This is a genomic window from Halococcus sp. IIIV-5B (assembly GCF_003602035.1).
Classification (GTDB): Archaea; Halobacteriota; Halobacteria; order Halobacteriales; family Halococcaceae; genus Halococcus; species Halococcus salsus.
Genome location: NZ_QZWE01000006.1, coordinates 18799 through 35033, shown reverse-complemented (window position 1 = coordinate 35033; position 16235 = coordinate 18799). Strand labels below are relative to the sequence as shown.

Sequence of the window (16235 nt, the reverse complement as noted above, 5' to 3'; positions counted from 1 at the left end):
GGTCGCGCCGCGAACGGTGTCGCGAGCACGAGCGTTTAAGCCCCGACGCGCACTGTCTCCGTCATGAGCACGAGCCTTCCCGGCCGATTCGACCATCCGTCGTGGCTCACGGCCGCTGGAACCCTGGCCGCTTACGGTGTCATCCTGCTCCTCCTGACGGTCGTGCTGTTCGCGGTTCCCTATCTGGTCTTCCTCGCGCTCTGAATCGACTTGGACGGCTCTCGTTCCGAGCGCTATCACCCGTCGAGACGGCGGCGCATGAAGACGAGGTCGTCGAGGAGCGGGTCGGGAACGTCGGTGACCGACGCCCCGCCTTCGTAGGTATCGAATCCCAACTCCCGATAGAGGTGTTGTGCGCCCTCCATGTACGGGGCGGTGTCGAGACGGAGCGAGCGGTAGCCTTCGTTCTCGGCGACCTCGATCAGCCGTTCGAGAAGCCGGCGGCCGAGTCCGCGGCCGCGATACGCCTCGCGAACGTAGAGTCGTTTGATCTCGGCCTCGTCGTCGGTGAGCTCGTACAGGTAGACACAGCCGACGACGTCGTCGCCGTCCACCGCGATCACCAGCGGTCGCCGGGGTCCTTCCGTGCCGAGATACGCGAGATCCGTCTCGGTCTCGTCCCGGACGTACGCGGCCGGGGAGAACTCGTACTCGGGCGCGTGACGAGCGAGGTAGTCACGATGGCCGTCCGCGACCGACCGATGATACTCCCCGAGGAGCGTCTCGATAGCGGTCTCGTACGCCTCGAATCCACTGCGCTCGACCGAAACACCGCCTTCGTTCCCCGTCATCGATGCCGCTCCGTAGCCGGGTTCGAACGAGATACTCGGGTGTCGTCCATCTAGTCACATCCCCATGTCGGCGGCGGCGTCGGGCACCGGGAGGTCGTGCGGCGAGACGCCGAGGAGTTCGGCGGCGTGGTCGAGCGCCATGTCGAAGCCGTAGTAGCGTTCGAGTTCGTCGCCGTCGGCGGTCGGGCGCACCTTGAGCATGGCGTAGCCGTCGACGTTCTGGGCGACCGCCGCGGTCGCGCCATCGCGCGAGAATTCGAGCACGCGCTCGCCGTCGGTCTCGGTGTAGCGCGCGGTGATGCCGTCGGCGCTGGCTTCCGCCTCGGGGGTCATACTCCTGCTTCGCTCGCCGGCTAATCGAAGCTATCGGTTCTCAATCGAGCAGGTTGCCCGCGATGGTGTTTCTGAGGACCTCGCTGGTCCCCTCGTAGATCTCGTTGAGCTTGGCGTCGCGGTAGAACCGCTCGGCGGGGAAGTCCTTCGTGTAGCCGTAGCCGCCGTGGATCTGGACGCCCTCGTTCGCGACCTCACGACTCACCTCGCTGGCGTAGAGCTTCGCCTGGGCGGCCTCCTTCCGGAAGTCCTCACCGCGCATCTTCAGGTCCGCCGCCTGGTGCATCAGGAGTCGTGCGGCCGAGACCTTGGTGTCCATGTCGGCGAGTTTGTGCTGAATGGTCTGAAACTCCGAGATAGACTGACCGAACTGCTCGCGGTCCTGGGCGTAGTCGAGCGCCGCATCGAGCGCGGCCTGGGCGATCCCGACCCCGCGGGCGGCGATGGTGATCCGCCCGCCGTTGAGGGTCTTGAGCGCGTGGACGAATCCCCGACCCTCCTCGCCGAGCCGTCGGTCCTCGGGGAGTCGCATGTCGGAGAACCGCAATTCCGCCGTCGGACAGCCCTTGTCGCCGAGTTTGTCCTCCGTTCCCTCGACGTGGAAGCCCTCGTCCTCCTCGGGCCGCACGACGAACGAGGAGATGCCCTTGTTGCCGGCGTCGGGGTCGGTCTTGGCGAACAGGGTGACGGTGTCGGCCACCGAGCCGTTCGAGATCCAGAGCTTGCCGCCGTCGACCACGTACTCGTCGCCCTCCTTTCGGGCCGTGGTCGTCATCGCCGGCACGTCGCTGCCCGCGCCGGCCTCCGAGAGCGCGAACGCCCCGATGTCGCGGCCCTCGGCCAGCGGGGTCAGGAACTCCTCTTTTTGGTCCTCCGTTCCGAACTCGTAGAGCATGTTGCCCGCGAGGCTGATGTGGGCGGCGACCACGGTCCCCAACCCACCCGAGCCGCGCGCGATCTCGGCGAGGCCGAGCGCGTAGGAGTGATAATCGAGCCCTGCGCCGCCGTACTCCTCGGGGAAGGGCATCCCCATCAGACCGAGCTCGCCCATCTCGCGAACGAGGTCGGCCGGGAATTCGTCGTCGTGGTCGATCTCGGCGGCGCGAGGCACGACCTCCTCGTCGACGAACTCGGTGACCATCCCCTGGATCTGTCGTTGCTCGGCCGAGAGGCTGAAGTCCATAACCGTTCCTCACGTCGCGTCCGCATTACTGTTGTGACACGGGGGAGTGACGAAGCCTCGACGCGCTCGGGGCACCGGGTTTCGGTGGACGCATGGTTTATGCTCACTCGTCACGGATGTTCCCCATGATCGGTCTGGGAAAACGGATCCGAGAGGACATCGAGACGGCGCTGGCGAAGGACCCGGCGGCGAAGTCGGCCCTCGAAGTCGTGCTCGCGTATCCGGGGCTCCACGCGCTCTGGGCCCACCGTCTCGGCCACGCCGCGTGGGAGCGGGACTTCCACCTCACCGCACGGCTGATATCGCACCTCGCCCGGTTCCTCACCGGAGTCGAGATCCACCCCGGGGCCGACGTCGGCCGGCGGTGTTTCATCGACCACGGCGCGGGCGTGGTGGTCGGCGAGACGACCGACATCGGCGACGACGTGATGCTCTATCAGGGCGTCACGCTCGGCGGTGACTCGCTGGCGGACGAAAAGCGCCATCCGACGCTCGAAGACGGCGCGACGATCGGCGCGAACGCCACCCTGCTGGGTCCGATCGTCATCGGCGAGAACGCGAGCGTCGGTGCGGGGTCCGTCGTCCTCGAATCCGTGCCCCCGAACTGCACCGCGGTCGGCAACCCCGCGAAACTCGTCGGTCGCTGTGCGGAGGACGAATCGATCGAACTCGGGACCGGCTTCCCGGAGTAAGGAGTTACTCTTCGAGCGCGTCGGCGATGCGGTCGAGCGTGCGTCGGACGTCGTGAACCTCGTCGCGGAGCTGTCGAAGCTCGCGAACCATCTCCTCGTTGCCCGCGTCGCTCTCGCCACCCGGACCGCCGGGACCGGCACCGGGCGGGCCGCCACCCATGCCACCGGGACCGCCCATGCCGCCACCGGGACCGCCGCCCATCATCCCGCCCATCATCTGCGCGAACGGGTTGCCACCGCCGCCCATCCCGCCGGGGCCGCCGCCACCCATCAGCTCCTCCATGCGTTCCTCGCGGCTCTCGCCGTCGCCCTCCGCTTCGGCCTCGCGCTCCTCGCGGATCTCCTCGACGCGCTCGCGGAAGGACTTCTCCTCGCCCTCGCTCTCGTCGATCTCGGGTTCGGAACTCGACTCGTCGGTGGGTTCGGGTTCGTCGTCTGCCATGCGCCCGGGTTGGCTGGCCCGCCGGAAAAGCGTTCGGTACATGAGCGAGGATATACTGTTGCTCAGAATTTGGTATAGTGAGGTCACCTCATGAGCTCGTAGGCGCGTAGCTGCCAATCTATAATATATTCGACTGCTTGGAAGGATCTACGAGGATTGGTGCTTATACCGCGTAAGTCCAAAGACGACTGAACTAGAATGATGTAGAAACGTACCGTAGGGTTAGATTTACAGCTAATTGGTGCGGTTGTCAAACATGGCACTAATCGGGTTTTACAGCACACTTGCGACATCTGCAAGTATCTTTATAGGCATACTCACAGCCTACCTAGTGCAACGTTTGTCCGATATGAAGGCGAGCCGGACACGGCTCCGAGATAGATATGATGCTGTTGTTGCCGAACTTCAGTCGCTGAAAGTGAGTCGCACAGCTCGGGTTGAAAATCTCAGGATGACAGAAAACAAATGGGAATTGCAAGAAGCAGAAGAAGATGTAGATAGCTTCATCAAGTTCGATGTTGGTCACCGATGGTCACCTAACCCAGATGCTGTTGGAGTAGTAGATGCACTCGATGGATTGGTACAATACCAAGATCTTGAGGAGTCAGACGTGTGGCAACATCATTATGACGAACTAGAAAGACGTTGGGATGAGATCGAAAAGAAGCTTCGGCCAAGCCCGCTTGGTATCTCAGAACCATTTATCCCTAGAGAAGATTTTTCGTATATCACCGAGGCGTTGTGGAAGATATACGACCGAGAACGGTATGACAGCCGTAGCCGTCGTGTGACGGACACAACTCATGAAATCCAAATGCTTGAAGATCGTAGAGAGGATTTAATAATAGAATATGACTCATTGAACCCCTCTCAGCTACAAAAGAGCTTGAAATCTACACTTATTCCGATCTTTTCATCAATTATTTTCCCTCTTTCTGTAGTATTTCTGCATGAGACCGGTTTTGTGGTTCATGGATTTGCACAGATGTCGTTCTTAGAACCAGTGTTAGTATTTGGTTTCTGGATGTTTGGGGTATTGTGGACTTTGTTTTTTGTTTGGGAACGGATCCATGATGTGAATGAGCATTCTCTTAGAGAGCGCTCTCCCCGTAAGGAGTCCGACGAGAATCCAGCAGAAGCACACGAAGATGCAGTTGAGATGAATCAAGAAAGAACTTGATTTTTTACCACGCATTAAAAATGGATTGTTTCGCTTGGTCCTTCCGATCAAATTTGAGAGGGAGACGTAGAACTACCCGAATCCGCCGAGGCTCGCTTGGAGGTCGCGGTCGGGCGCGCCCGGTTCGAGGTCGTAGCCCACGAGGTCGCGACAGTCGACGGCGTAGGTGGTACCCCGGTAGGAGAGGAGGAGGATCCGACCCTTGAGACCGACGACGGTCCCACAGAGGAGGGTCTCGGCTACCGGTCGTTCCTCGGGGTCGAGGCCGTACTCGAACGTGAACGCCTCGTGGACTTCGAACGAGTCGAGCAGCGCGTCCCACGCTACCTCGTCGAACGGCTCGGCGAGTCCTCGGATCTTGGTCGCCACGCGAACCCGCTCGGTAACCCCGTACTCCGTCGATATCTGCGTCTCGCGGTCACGCGCCGCTCGGCCGTCGGACGTAGTGAGGACGTGGGCGGCCCGGTCGGCACCTTGTTCGCGGAGACGGGTGTCGAGCCGCCACGAGCGCGTGACGCCCACCTTGAACGTTCGCGGGGCGAAACCCGCGAGGTAGACCGCGTGCTCCTCCTCGGAGTCGGCGTTGTTCGCCACCGACCACGGCGTGCTGTGGAGTTCACAGTACGGCGCGCGCTCGCGCTCGCAGGGGTGATGAGTCCCGTCGTCGGTCGTCGTTCCCGCGCAGTGGCGCTCGCCGAGGGTGTAGGCGAGCTCCGTGCCGGGGGCGAGGTCCATCCGCTCCACCGACCCCGCCTCGGCGACGAACAGCGCGGGGTCGAGCGACGCGTAGCCGACGATCTGCACGCACGCCCTCGACGGCGACGGCTCAAAGCACCACCGTTCCGGACCGCCGGACGGGGGTTCGCGGTCGCCCGGCAAGCGAGAGAGCTTTCGGACTGGTGAGGCGAGTTTATCAGTATCGAGTAGAAACCCCGAGTATGAGCAACGCACAGGTCGTCAGGGGCGAGATACCCGCCGAGGAGTTCGCGCTCTACGAGGCGCTGCGGTCGCTGCCGGACGTCGAGTTCGAGATCGAACGGGTGGTCCAGAGCGGCGACGACGCGGTCATGCCGCTGGTGTGGGTTCGCGGGGCGGAGGCCGACGCGGTCGGCGAGGCGCTGGAAGCCGACCCGAGCACCCGCGACATCTCCCTGCTCTCGACGTTCGAGAACGAACAGCTCTACCGGATGCAGTGGGTCTCGGAGGTCGAGGTCGTCCTCCAGATGATCACCAACTCCGCCGCGACGGTGATGGACGCGTTCGGCCGGGACGGGCGGTGGTACCTCCGGGTGCTCTATCCCGACCAGGAGTCGCTCACGAAGACCAACGACTTCGTCGAGGAGAACGGGTTGACCTTCGACGTGAAGGCCATCCGACAGATGCAGGGCAAACCGGTGGGTCGCTACGGGCTCACCGAGGCCCAGTTCGAGGCGCTCGACGCCGCCCTCGATGCCGGCTACTTCGCGATCCCGCGCGAGACCAGCCTGAGCGAACTCGCCGACCGACTCGATATCTCCCATCAGGCGCTTTCCGAACGGCTCCGTCGCGCGACCGCGGCCCTCGTCGAGGACGCCCTGATACCCGGCGCGGCCGGGGTGCTCGACGAACGGGAGTGACGCGGGTCAGAACGTGGCTATCTCGCCGTCGATCACCCGTTCGGTCAACCCGGTGACGTCGGCGAGTTCGCGGTCGACGATCCGGTCGATCTCGTTCTCGACGTCGCCGAGCGCGACGCCCGCCTCGGTGGCGACCCGGACGTCGGCGACGTGGGGCTGATCGATCGGCCGGCCGATCTGCGAGAGGAGTTTGATCCGGAGTTCCGCGATGCCGTCGACCTCCTCGACGACGTTCTCGGCGATGTCGGTCGAGAGGAGGTTGTAGATCTTCCCGATGTGGTTGACGGGGTTCTTCCCGGAGGTGGCCTCCATCGACATCGAGCGGTTGGGCGTGATCAGCCCGTTCGCGCGGTTGCCCCGCCCCACGGAGCCGTCGTCGCCTTGTTCGGCGCTCGTGCCGGTGGTCGTGAGGTAGATCGAGTCCGTCTCGTAGTCGTCGGCGGTGTTGACGTGGACGGTGACCTCGCGGTCGGTGTGTTCCTCGGCGATCCCGGTGACGTACTCCCGGACGTCGGTCACCGCGCTCGCGTAGGCGTCGACGTCGGTGAGGTAGGTGTCGATCATCGCCGCCGCCACCGTGACGTCGATCGTCTCGCCCTCGCGCTTGCCCATCACCTTGATGTCGGGGCCCAGGTAGGGATGGTCGGCGGCGTACTCGCCGTTGAGCCTGTCCTCGACGGTGTGGACGATGGTCTCGGTCTCCGAGAGCGGTGCGTGGCCCACGCCGTAGCTGGTGTCGTTCGCCATCGGCACCCCCGATTCGTCGAACACGCCGCGGAGGTCGCCGCTGCCCTCGCCGAGTTTGGCGTCGACCACGACGTCGGTGCCGACCTCGAGTTCGGGGACGTGGGTTTCGAGGTACTCGCGGGCGGCTTCGAGCGCGATGGGCTCGGTGGGGATCGTGGTCCCCTCGAACTCGCTGGTCGCCCGGCCGACGACGAGGATGTAGATGGGTTCGACCACCTCGCCGCCGCCGAAGGCGGGCGCGGCGGTGCCGGCGACGAGCTGGGTCTCGTCGGTGTTGTAGTGGAGCACCCGCCCGACACGGTCGAGGTAGGCCGACGCGAGCGCGCGCGAGACGCTCTCGGCGATCCCGTCACACAGCGAGTCGGGGTGGCCGATCCCCTTTCGTTCGACGATCTCGACGGCGGTCTCCTCCGCCGCCGGCCGGTCGAGTCCCTCGATACTGACGTTTCGCTGGGTCATGGCCATCCTTCGACAGCCGCCCGCCTATAACTTGCGGAAACCTTCGTCCGGCGATAAATTACGCTCAGTTATCACCGGTGGGTGGCGAGTCGGCGTCGGCGTCGAGGAGGAGCCCGAGATAGGAGGTCCGGATCTGGGTGTCGGGGTCGCAATCGAGGTCGGTGAGGAGGTCGCACGCGCCGTCACGGGCGTCCGCGACGGCCGACTCGTCCGCGACCTCGCGTTCGACCTCCACGAACTCGCCGAGCCCGCGGATGGTATCGAGCGCGACGGTGTACTCCCCACACGAGAACCGATCGCGGTCCTTCTCGACCGTGGCCGCGGGCGAGAAGCCGAGCCCGTCGAACACGCCCGCCATCGCTTCGCGGTCACCGACCCCCGTCTCGTGCTCGATGCGGGTCTTCGAGGCCGCCTCGACCAGCGGTCCCTTGTAGGTCACCCGAGTCCGCTCGTCGTCGTTCGTCGACTCGGTTCTGATGCGGAGGGCCTCGTCGGTCTCGGCGAACGAGCGGTCCGGGGCGTCGTAGTAGGTGTCGACCTGCCGGACCGTGCCGAGCGGCTCCGCGTCGAGCGAGGCGAGCCGTTCGCGAACCGGGTCGTGGGCGGTGCGGACTTTGAGTTCGACTTCGTACATCGGCGGTTAGCGGTGGTCGTACGGGCTCACTCGTCGGTCGTCCATTCGAGCTCGATGGTGACCGATTCGTGCTTGCTGCCGAGCATCGGTTCGCGCTCGGCGACCTCGATGTCGTAGTCGATGTTGCCCGAGGGGGCGAGCGAGACGGACTTGTTGCCCACCTCGACCTGGATCCCGTCGTCCTCCTGCCGGAGTTCGCTCGCGAGGGCTTCGAGCCGCTCGGCGGCCGCCTCGTTCGAGAGGGACTCGCTCGCGGTGGTGGTGTCGGCCATGGACGGTCGAGGTCGGGACGCTACAAAAACCAACCGTCCGACGAGCTCGATCGTGTGGCGTCGTCCGTCGAGACCGGTCCGAGCAGAGCGTCGAGCACAAGGTATAAATCTACGGTTAACCACGTAGTCAGTGATCGAAATGGGGGACACGACCGACGAAGCGGGATCGGCCGACGGTGCGGAGGACGGAACGGGCACCGAACACGAGGCGATCATGCGGGCGACCTACCGCGCGTTGTGTCGTCACGGCGCGGTGGACCTCACCGTCCAGTCGATCGCCGACGAGTTCGAGAAGAGCAAGTCGTTGATCTTCTATCACTACGACTCGAAGGAAGACCTGCTGTCGTCGTTTCTGGGCTACCTCATCGCGCGGTTCGAGACGCAGGTGGCCGTGACCGAGAACGACGACCCCGCCGAACGACTTCGGGAGACGATCGACGCGCTGGTCTACGGTCCGGACGACCACGAGGCGTTCCAGACCGCGATGCTCGAACTCCGCTCCCAGGCCGCCCACAACGAGGTCTACCGCGAACAGTTCCGGACGAACGACGTCTACGTCCTCGACCTGTTCGAGGCGATGATCGAGGACGGCATCGAGCGGGGCGTCTTCGCCCCCGTCGACCCCGAGCGCACCGCGACGATGCTGCTCACCATCATCGACGGCGCGCGAACCCGCTGGGTGGTGCTCGGCGACGAGGCGGTACTCGAAACCGCCCACGGGCTGCTCGAAGAGTACCTCGAAACCACGCTCTACGCCGATGCGGACACGTGATCGGGGGCGGTTCGCCGGGGCGGGAGCGAAGCGTTGTTCTTAAACGTCGAACGGGACTTGATGGGGGTATGACCGACGACGAGGCCGAGACGGACGCCGACACCACCGAGACCGAGGAATCGGCGGCCGCCGACGAAACCGAAGCCACGGGGATCCAAGAGGGCGATTTCGTCCGACTCTCCTACACCGCACGCACCGTCGAGAACGACCAGCTGGTCGACACCACCGACGAGGAGGTCGCCGAGGAGGAGGGCGTCGCCGACCAGCAGGAGAGCTTCGAGCCCCGCGTCATCGCGGTCGGGGCGGGCCACCTCTTCGACGCCGTCGAGGAGGACTTCATCGGCGGCGAACCCGGTGACTCGGGGACGGTCACGGTGCCGGCGGTCGAGGCCTTCGGCGAGTACGACGAGGGTGAGGTCAGAACTGTGAGCGCCGACCGCATCCCCGAGGACGACCGCTATCCGGGCGGCCACGTCGACATCGACGGCCAGCACGGCCACGTCGAGACCATCATCGGCGGGCGGGCACGGGTCGACTTCAACCACCCGCTCGCGGGTGCGGACGTCGAGTACGACTACGAGGTGCTCGACGTGGTCGAGGACCGCGTCGAGCAGGCCAAGGGTATGCTCTCGATGTACTTCGACGCCGACCTCGACATGCGGATCGAGACGGACGAGGTCGAGGAGGAGCAGCTCGTCGAGTCCGAGGACGACGACGAGGAGAGCGAGCCCGAGTTCGAGGACGACGACGAGGAGAGCGAGCCCGAGTTCGAGGACGACGACGAGGAGAGCGAGCCCGAGTTCGAGACGGAGACGGTGGAAAAGGAGACCCTCTACATCGAGCAGTCGCCCCAGCTCCAGTTCGACCAGCAGTGGATGATGGGCAAACAGCAGATCCTGGGCGACCTCATCGATCGGCTCGACCTCGACCGCGTGGTCGTCGAGGAGGTCATCGACGGCTCGGGCGGCATGATGGGCGGCATGGGTGGGATGATGGGCGGCATGGGCGGCGGTGGTGGCGAGGCCGACATGGAAGCCATCGAGGAGGAGCTCGCGGACGCGGACGTCGACCTCGACGACGTCACCGAGGAGCTCGACGAGGCCGACGCGAGCGAGTAACGCCGACGACTTTCTCACGAACTCGTCGTTTCGTCCCAGCGGTAGCCCCACCCGCCGGTGGAGGCGAGGCCACCGAGAACGAGGAGCACCCCACGCGGCGGCGAACGACGGGTTTCCGAAGCCGGTAAGTACCAGGACGAGCACGAGCTCGACGAGCCGACGAAGCCCGAAGCCCTCCGTCGCGGCCATCGAGTCCTGGTCGGATGATTAGATCATAAGCGCTCCGCCGGTTGCTACCGGGGCTACTATCCGCCCGGATCGTCCGCTACGCGATGTCGCGGCTCGTGTCCACCGTGACCCGGTCGGTGAGCTGGAGCTTGAGGGTCTCGGTGAGCGCGCGGCCGCCGCGGACCTTCGGCACCGCGAGCCGGGTGTTGACCGTCGCCCCCACGACGTCGACGGTGAGCCGGAAGACCACGTCGGCACTATGGAGGGTGGTCGCCCGGCGTTCCGGGACCGGGTCGCCGTCGAGACAGTAGAGCACCGCGACGCCCCCGGTGTCCGTGAGATGGCGGCGGAGCCGGGTCACGAACTCGGAGACGCGGTCGCGTTCCTCGGTCTCGATCACGGTGTGGTGGTCGACGATCACCGTCGAATCCCGGGGACGGTCCTCGAGGTGTTCGAGCGCGTGGTCGACTCGATTCTCGTCGAGAACGGCCCGAACGTCCGGGTCGCCCGTCTCGGTCGTGGTTCGACGGAGGCCGTCCGTGACCGCGCGCTCCGTCCGGTCGAGGGTGAGATACAGCGTCTCGCGCGGGCCCATGAACTCGGCGAGCAGGAGTTCGGCTTGGCTCGCCGGCGGCGCACACAGCGCGATGATGCTCCCCGGCGGGACGCCGCCGTCAAGGCGCTGGTCGAGCACGTCGATGCCGGTCGGCAGAGGGGTCGCCATGGGACCGTTCGTCGCCGGATCGCGGATAAACCCTCGTCAGAATCGGGTGTTCGGTCGCTCGAACCCACGCGCGAACGCCGCCTCGTCGATCCGGAGCACGGTCGGTCGGCCGTGGGGACACGCGAAGGCCTGTTCGCACGCTCCGAGCCGTCGCACGAGCCGGGTCGCCTCCTCGGTCGTCAGCGCGTCGCCGGCCTTGAGCGAGGGGTGACACGCGAACGCCTTCAGGAGCTCGTCGCGCGGGTCCGTCGGCTCCTCGCCCGCGGCGAGCGCGTCGAGCGCGTCGCGGAGCGCCTCGGGGCTCGCGACCCGACCGAGGGGCGCTGGCACGCCCGTGACCCGCAGTGACGCCCCATCGGTCTCGAACCGGAAGCCGATCGCGGCGAGGTCACCCCTGTGCGTTTCGGCGAGCGCCGCCTCGCTCGCCGTGAGCGGGAGCCGTCGCGGTTCGATATCGGCGGACTCGACGCCCGCCTGACCCGTTTCGTCGTCCGAACCGCCATCGCCGACCGCCGCCCGGAGGCGTTCGTAGTTGATCCGCTCGTGGGCGGCGTGCTGGTCGACCACGAGGAGGTCGTCGTCGGCCTCGCAGAGCAAGTAGAGCTCGCGGAACTGGCCGATCACCGCGATGGACTCGAACGCCGACTCCCCGACGTCGTCCACCGCGGCGTCGAGGTCGAGGGCGAGGTCGGCGGTCCGCGCGAGGTCCTCGGTCGAGAGCGCCCCCGAGACCGCCCGCTCGACGGCGTCCGCGACCGCGTCCGGGTCGTGAAACGCGACCGCCTCCTTCGCGGGATGGACGTTGGCGTTGACCTCCTCCGGGGGGAGCGAGACGTCGACGACGGCGACCGGATGTCGGCCGTCGGGGAGCAGACTGCCGTAGCCCTCCCGAACCGCCCCTCTGATCGTGCCGTCCCGGAGCGTGCGGCCGTTGACCGCGGTGGTGACGTGGGTGGGGCTCGCCCGGGTTGTCGACGGGTAGACGAAGAGCCCACGCACCTCGATCCCGTCCGTGCGGTGTTCGACGGTCGTGCTCTCGCCGGCGATCTCGCGACCGTAGACACCGAGGACGGCGTCGGTGTAGCTCCCCGACCCAGGCGTCGAGACCACGCTTCGGCCGTCGTGGGTCAGCGAGAACCGCACTTCGGGGTGGGTCAGCGCGTAGCCCGTGACCGCCTCGCTGACCCGCGCGAACTCCCGTTTGGGCTGGGCCAGCGACTTCCGTCGGGCGGGGATCCGCTCGAACAGGTCCCGCACGGAGACCGTGGTCCCCACCGCTCGTCCCGCCGCCGTCACGCGTTTCTCGTCGCCGTCGACCACCACCCGCGTGCCGGCGACGCCGCTCTCCTCGTGCTTCGTGGTGAGTTCGAGCCGCGCGGCGTGGGCGATGCTCGGGAGCGCCTCGCCCCGGAAGCCGAGGGTCGAGATCCGTTCGACGTCCGCCACCCCGCTGATCTTGCTCGTGGTGTGGCGCTCGACCGAAAGCGCCGCGTCCTCGCGGGCCATGCCGTGCCCGTCGTCGGCCACGCGGATCAGGTCGAGCCCCGCGTTCTCGATGGTTATCTCGACCGACTCGGCCCCCGCATCCAGCGCGTTCTCGACGAGCTCGACCACGACGCTCGCGGGTCGGGTGACGACCTCGCCGGCCGCGATGCGTTCGACCGTCTCGGTGTCGAGTTCAGTTATCCTGGTCATCGAATCGTCGTTTGAGCGCGTCGAGCCGGACGAGCGCCTCCACCGGCGTCAGTTCGGCTACCCGAAGCTCGCGTAGCTCGGCTACGGTCTCCGGCGGTATAGCGGCTTCGTCGCCCGCTTCGGCCCCATCCTCGACCGGTCGCTGCTCGTCACCTGGCTCGTTCGTCTCGTCGGTCGTCGGTTCGGAACCACCGGTCTCGCGGGCGACGAGGTCGCGCGAGCGCTCGACGACCGACTCGGGGACGCCCGCCAGCCGCGCGACCTCGATCCCGTAGGAGGCCGACGCGCTCCCCTCGGCGACCGTATGGAGGAAGGTCACGCCCTCCGACCCCGTCCCGTCTCCCGCGTCGGGGTCGCCCTCGACGGCGAAGTGGAGGGTCCGCACCGCGTCGAGCTCGTCGCCGAGCCGCGCGAGGTCGTGGTAGTGGGTCGCGAACAGCGTGGTCGCGCCGACCTCGTCGTGGATGAACTCCGTGACCGCGCGGGCGATGGCCTCGCCGTCGGTGGTCGAGGTGCCCCGCCCAACTTCGTCGAGGAGGACGAGCGAGTCACGCGTCGCGTCGTGGAGCACCGCGGTGAGTTCGGTCATCTCGCGCATGAAGGTCGACTCCCCGCCCGCGATGTCGTCGGAGGCCCCGATACGGGTGAAGATCCGGTCCACGACCGGAAGGTTTGCCTCGCTCGCCGGCACGAAACTCCCGACCTGGGCGAGCAGCTGGATCAGCGCGACCTGACGCATGTAGGTCGACTTCCCCGACATGTTCGGCCCGGTGATGACCGCGAACCGCTCCTCGCGGAGGTCGACGTCGTTCGGGACGAACTCGGTTCCGCGCTCGACAACCGGATGGCGACCGTCCCGGATCGCGACCCCGTCGTGGCCGAGTTCGGGTCTGGTGTATCGGTTCTCGACCGCGACGTGGGCCAACGTCGCGAGGGTGTCGAGCGCGGCGAGGGTGTCGGCGAGCGCCTGGAGGCGTTCGGTCTCACTTGCGACCTCCTCGCGAACCTCGCGAAAGAGGCGGTGTTCGCGCGCGTCGGCGCGCTCGGAGGCCCCCAGGATCTCGTCCTCGCGGCGCTTGAGTTCGGGGGTGTAGAACCGTTCTGAGTTCTTCAACGTCTGTCGGCGGGTGTACTCCTCGGGCACCGCGTCGAGGTTCGGGTTCGTGACCTCGATGTAGAAGCCGTGGACCTCGTTGTGACCCACCGAGAGCGAGTCGATCCCGGTCCGCTCGCGCTCGCGTTCCTCGAGCCCCTCGACCCACTCGCGGCCCTCGCGCGCGTTCGTCCGAAGCTCGTCGAGGTCGTCGTCGAACCCCCGTGCGATGACACCGCCCTCCGTGATCTCGGTCGGTGGTTCCTCGCGGATCGCCCGGCCGATCAGCCCCCGGACGTCGTCGAGCCCGTCGAGGTCGGTCCGCGAGTCGGCGAGCAGGGTCGAATCGGCCTCGGAGAGGGTCTCGCGGATCGCCGGGACGACGTCGAGGGTGGCTTTCAGCGCGCGGAGGTCGCGGGCGTTCGCCCGCCGACGCGAGACCGTCCCGACGAGACGTTCGATGTCGTAGACGTCCCGGAGCAGGTCGCGGAGCTCCTCGCGAACCAGCGACGCGTGCGTCAACTCCGCGACGGCGTCGAGGCGGGCCTCGATCTTCTCCCGATCCCGGAGCGGTCGTCGGAGCCACCGGACGAGCTTACGGCGGCCGAGCGCACACGAGGTCTCGTCGAGCACGTCGACGAGGGTGTGGTCGTCGCTCCCGGATGGGTTCTCGAAGACCCCAAGGCTCCGGAGCGCGGTGGCGTCGAGTTCGAGGCGGTCGTGTGGGTCGTCCCGGGTGAGTCGGGTGACGTGGTCGAGCGCGCCGTCGGTGGTCTGGGTGTGGGCGGCGTAGGCGAGCAGCGCGCCCGCGGCGCGGAGTTCGGCGTCGTTCTTGACGACGGCCTCCGGACGGGAGACCACGCTTTCGAGCCGCTCGCGGGCGGTCCCGACCCCGAACGCGTCCGGGTCGTGGGGTGTCACCATGCAGTCGAGGTCGAACTCCCCGTCGAACTCGGGCGCGAGCAGGGCCTCCTTGGGGGCGAACCGGTCGAGTTCGTCACGGACCCCCTCGCGCGAGTCGGCGCTCGTGACCCGGAACTCCCCCGTGGAGACGTCGACGACCGCGACGGCGCACGCACCCTCGCCGTCCTCGGTCTCGCTCGCGAGGCACGCGACGTAGTTCGCGGTGCCGGGGGCGAGGAGTTCGTCCTCGACCACCGTTCCGGGAGTCACGACCCGCGTGACGGCCCGATCGACCACCCCCGTGGCCTCATCCGCGTCCTCGACCTGCTCGGCGATCGCGACACGATAGCCCGCATCGAGCAGGGTTTCGACCGACGAGGCCGCGCTTCTGACCGGGACCCCGGCCATCGGGTAGGTGCCGGTGCTGTCCTCGCGCTGGGTCAGCGCGACTTCGAGTTCGCGCGAAACCACTTCCGCCGCGTCGCAGAAGGCCTCGTAGAAATCGCCCATCTGAAAGAGCACCAGAGCGTCGTCGTAGCGCTCGCACAGCTCGACGTACTGGGTCATCATCGGCGTGAGGTCGTCGCCGTGGTCGGCCATCGCGGCCGGCGGTCCGAGCGCGGCGTCCATGCCCCTCCCTGGTCGTGAACGGTCCAAAGGCTTGCGGACCCGTCGCCGCGGGGTGGTTTTCCGGCGAGCGCCGGCGAACGCTTTTGTGAGCCCGCCCGGAGGGTCGGGTATGTTCCCCGAGCGCATCGAGACGGACAGGTTGATTCTCGAACGGCTGTGTCACGAGACCCTCGACGTCTTCGAGTTTTACGACATCTGTTCGGACGCCGACGGCCCGGAGGCGATGGACGAGGTCACCCGTTACATGCCCTGGGAGCCCCACCAGACGCTCCTCGAATCGAAAGAGTACATCGACGGTGTGGAGGAGCGCTGGGCGGACGGCGAGGCGGCGGGCTACGTCGTTCGGCCACGCGGTGGTGAAGCGGGTGCTGGCGAGTACGCCGGCAACGCCGCGCTCCGTATCGACTGGGACCGCCGAACCGGCAGGCTGGGAACGTGGCTCCGCAAGCGCTTTTGGGGCCGGGGCTACTCGGGCGAGCGCGCCGGCGCGCTGCTGGAGCTCGCCTTCGAGCGGCTGGACCTCGAACTCGTCTCGGTGACCCACCACGCGGACAACGACCAGTCGCGCCGCGCCATCGAGAAGTACGTCGAGGCTTACGGTGGACGCTGTGAGGGACTGCTCCGAAACTGGCTGCCTCACGGCGATGCGGTCAGCGACGTGTACCGATACACCATCTCGCAAGCGGAGTACCGCGACGCGACGGAGTAACACTCACCGTGTATCTCGCGAGTCCACACAAACTGGGCCGCGGTGGCGCGCGCTCGCAGTCGTGGGTGAACGGA

At 66.7% G+C, this 16235-nt stretch carries 18 protein-coding genes; 7 read left to right on the top strand and 11 right to left on the bottom strand.

Features of this window, described 5'->3' with window-relative positions:
• Positions 1 to 63 precede the first annotated feature (63 nt).
• Positions 64 to 204, top strand: a complete 141-nt coding sequence (locus tag D3261_RS20310; RefSeq protein WP_192927955.1) for a hypothetical protein — start codon at positions 64 to 66, stop codon at positions 202 to 204.
• Positions 205 to 236: 32 nt separating this feature from the next.
• Here the strand turns inward: D3261_RS20310 and D3261_RS06110 are convergent, their stop codons facing one another.
• From D3261_RS06110 to D3261_RS06100, 3 genes are read right to left on the bottom strand one after another with little or no spacing between them, the layout of a single operon-like run.
• Positions 237 to 791 carry a GNAT family N-acetyltransferase gene (locus tag D3261_RS06110; protein WP_120070305.1) on the bottom strand — a complete coding sequence of 185 codons (555 nt, stop codon included), beginning with the start codon at positions 789 to 791 and terminating at the stop codon, positions 237 to 239.
• A gap of 54 nt (positions 792 to 845) precedes the next feature.
• Positions 846 to 1124, bottom strand: a complete 279-nt coding sequence (locus tag D3261_RS06105; protein ID WP_120070303.1) for a hypothetical protein — start codon at positions 1122 to 1124, stop codon at positions 846 to 848.
• 40 nt (positions 1125 to 1164) lie between these two features.
• Positions 1165 to 2307: an acyl-CoA dehydrogenase family protein gene (locus D3261_RS06100; protein WP_120070301.1), complete on the bottom strand. Its 1143-nt coding sequence runs from the start codon at positions 2305 to 2307 to the stop codon at positions 1165 to 1167.
• 125 nt (positions 2308 to 2432) lie between these two features.
• Between D3261_RS06100 and epsC the strand changes: the two genes are divergently transcribed.
• Positions 2433 to 2999, top strand: a complete 567-nt coding sequence (gene epsC, locus D3261_RS06095; RefSeq protein ID WP_120070629.1) for a serine O-acetyltransferase EpsC — start codon at positions 2433 to 2435, stop codon at positions 2997 to 2999.
• Positions 3000 to 3003: 4 nt separating this feature from the next.
• Here epsC and D3261_RS06090 read toward each other — a convergent pair whose 3' ends face one another.
• Positions 3004 to 3441, bottom strand: a complete 438-nt coding sequence (locus tag D3261_RS06090) for a hypothetical protein (RefSeq protein ID WP_120070299.1) — start codon at positions 3439 to 3441, stop codon at positions 3004 to 3006.
• Positions 3442 to 3697: 256 nt separating this feature from the next.
• On the opposite strand from D3261_RS06090, the gene D3261_RS19695 reads away from it, so the two are divergent.
• Positions 3698 to 4621, top strand: a complete 924-nt coding sequence (locus D3261_RS19695) for a hypothetical protein (RefSeq protein ID WP_147464934.1) — start codon at positions 3698 to 3700, stop codon at positions 4619 to 4621.
• 72 nt (positions 4622 to 4693) lie between these two features.
• Here D3261_RS19695 and D3261_RS06085 read toward each other — a convergent pair whose 3' ends face one another.
• A complete protein-coding gene (locus D3261_RS06085) occupies positions 4694 to 5425 on the bottom strand; it encodes a DUF2797 domain-containing protein (protein WP_120070296.1) in 732 nt (243 codons plus the stop codon).
• A 134-nt stretch (positions 5426 to 5559) separates the two neighbouring features.
• On the opposite strand from D3261_RS06085, the gene D3261_RS06080 reads away from it, so the two are divergent.
• Positions 5560 to 6237 carry a helix-turn-helix domain-containing protein gene (locus D3261_RS06080; RefSeq protein WP_120070293.1) on the top strand — a complete coding sequence of 226 codons (678 nt, stop codon included), beginning with the start codon at positions 5560 to 5562 and terminating at the stop codon, positions 6235 to 6237.
• A gap of 6 nt (positions 6238 to 6243) precedes the next feature.
• Here D3261_RS06080 and D3261_RS06075 read toward each other — a convergent pair whose 3' ends face one another.
• The 3 genes from D3261_RS06075 to D3261_RS06065 form a co-directional block, all read right to left on the bottom strand.
• Positions 6244 to 7443, bottom strand: a complete 1200-nt coding sequence (locus D3261_RS06075) for a methionine adenosyltransferase (protein ID WP_120070292.1) — start codon at positions 7441 to 7443, stop codon at positions 6244 to 6246.
• A gap of 64 nt (positions 7444 to 7507) precedes the next feature.
• Positions 7508 to 8077 (bottom strand): class IV adenylate cyclase, encoded by a 570-nt coding sequence (cyaB, locus tag D3261_RS06070; protein WP_120070289.1) that lies wholly within the window; start codon positions 8075 to 8077, stop codon positions 7508 to 7510.
• 26 nt (positions 8078 to 8103) lie between these two features.
• Positions 8104 to 8349: an amphi-Trp domain-containing protein gene (locus tag D3261_RS06065; protein ID WP_120070287.1), complete on the bottom strand. Its 246-nt coding sequence runs from the start codon at positions 8347 to 8349 to the stop codon at positions 8104 to 8106.
• A 139-nt stretch (positions 8350 to 8488) separates the two neighbouring features.
• Between D3261_RS06065 and D3261_RS06060 the strand changes: the two genes are divergently transcribed.
• Positions 8489 to 9121: a TetR/AcrR family transcriptional regulator gene (locus tag D3261_RS06060; protein WP_120070285.1), complete on the top strand. Its 633-nt coding sequence runs from the start codon at positions 8489 to 8491 to the stop codon at positions 9119 to 9121.
• 68 nt (positions 9122 to 9189) lie between these two features.
• Positions 9190 to 10239 (top strand): peptidylprolyl isomerase, encoded by a 1050-nt coding sequence (locus D3261_RS06055; RefSeq protein ID WP_120070282.1) that lies wholly within the window; start codon positions 9190 to 9192, stop codon positions 10237 to 10239.
• 265 nt (positions 10240 to 10504) lie between these two features.
• On the opposite strand, the gene D3261_RS06050 is transcribed toward D3261_RS06055, so the two are convergent.
• Genes D3261_RS06050 through mutS form a run of 3 tightly spaced genes read right to left on the bottom strand, consistent with a single transcriptional unit; the run spans position 10505 to position 15452 of the window.
• A complete protein-coding gene (locus D3261_RS06050) occupies positions 10505 to 11131 on the bottom strand; it encodes a transcriptional regulator (RefSeq protein WP_120070280.1) in 627 nt (208 codons plus the stop codon).
• A gap of 36 nt (positions 11132 to 11167) precedes the next feature.
• Positions 11168 to 12826: a DNA mismatch repair endonuclease MutL gene (gene mutL / locus D3261_RS06045; RefSeq protein WP_120070277.1), complete on the bottom strand. Its 1659-nt coding sequence runs from the start codon at positions 12824 to 12826 to the stop codon at positions 11168 to 11170.
• A complete protein-coding gene (gene mutS, locus D3261_RS06040) occupies positions 12810 to 15452 on the bottom strand; it encodes a DNA mismatch repair protein MutS (protein WP_120070274.1) in 2643 nt (880 codons plus the stop codon). The genes mutL and mutS overlap by 17 nt, the downstream gene beginning before the upstream one ends.
• Positions 15453 to 15561: 109 nt before the next feature.
• Between mutS and D3261_RS06035 the strand changes: the two genes are divergently transcribed.
• Positions 15562 to 16161 (top strand): GNAT family N-acetyltransferase, encoded by a 600-nt coding sequence (locus tag D3261_RS06035; RefSeq protein ID WP_120070272.1) that lies wholly within the window; start codon positions 15562 to 15564, stop codon positions 16159 to 16161.
• The last annotated feature ends 74 nt before the right edge of the window (positions 16162 to 16235 follow it).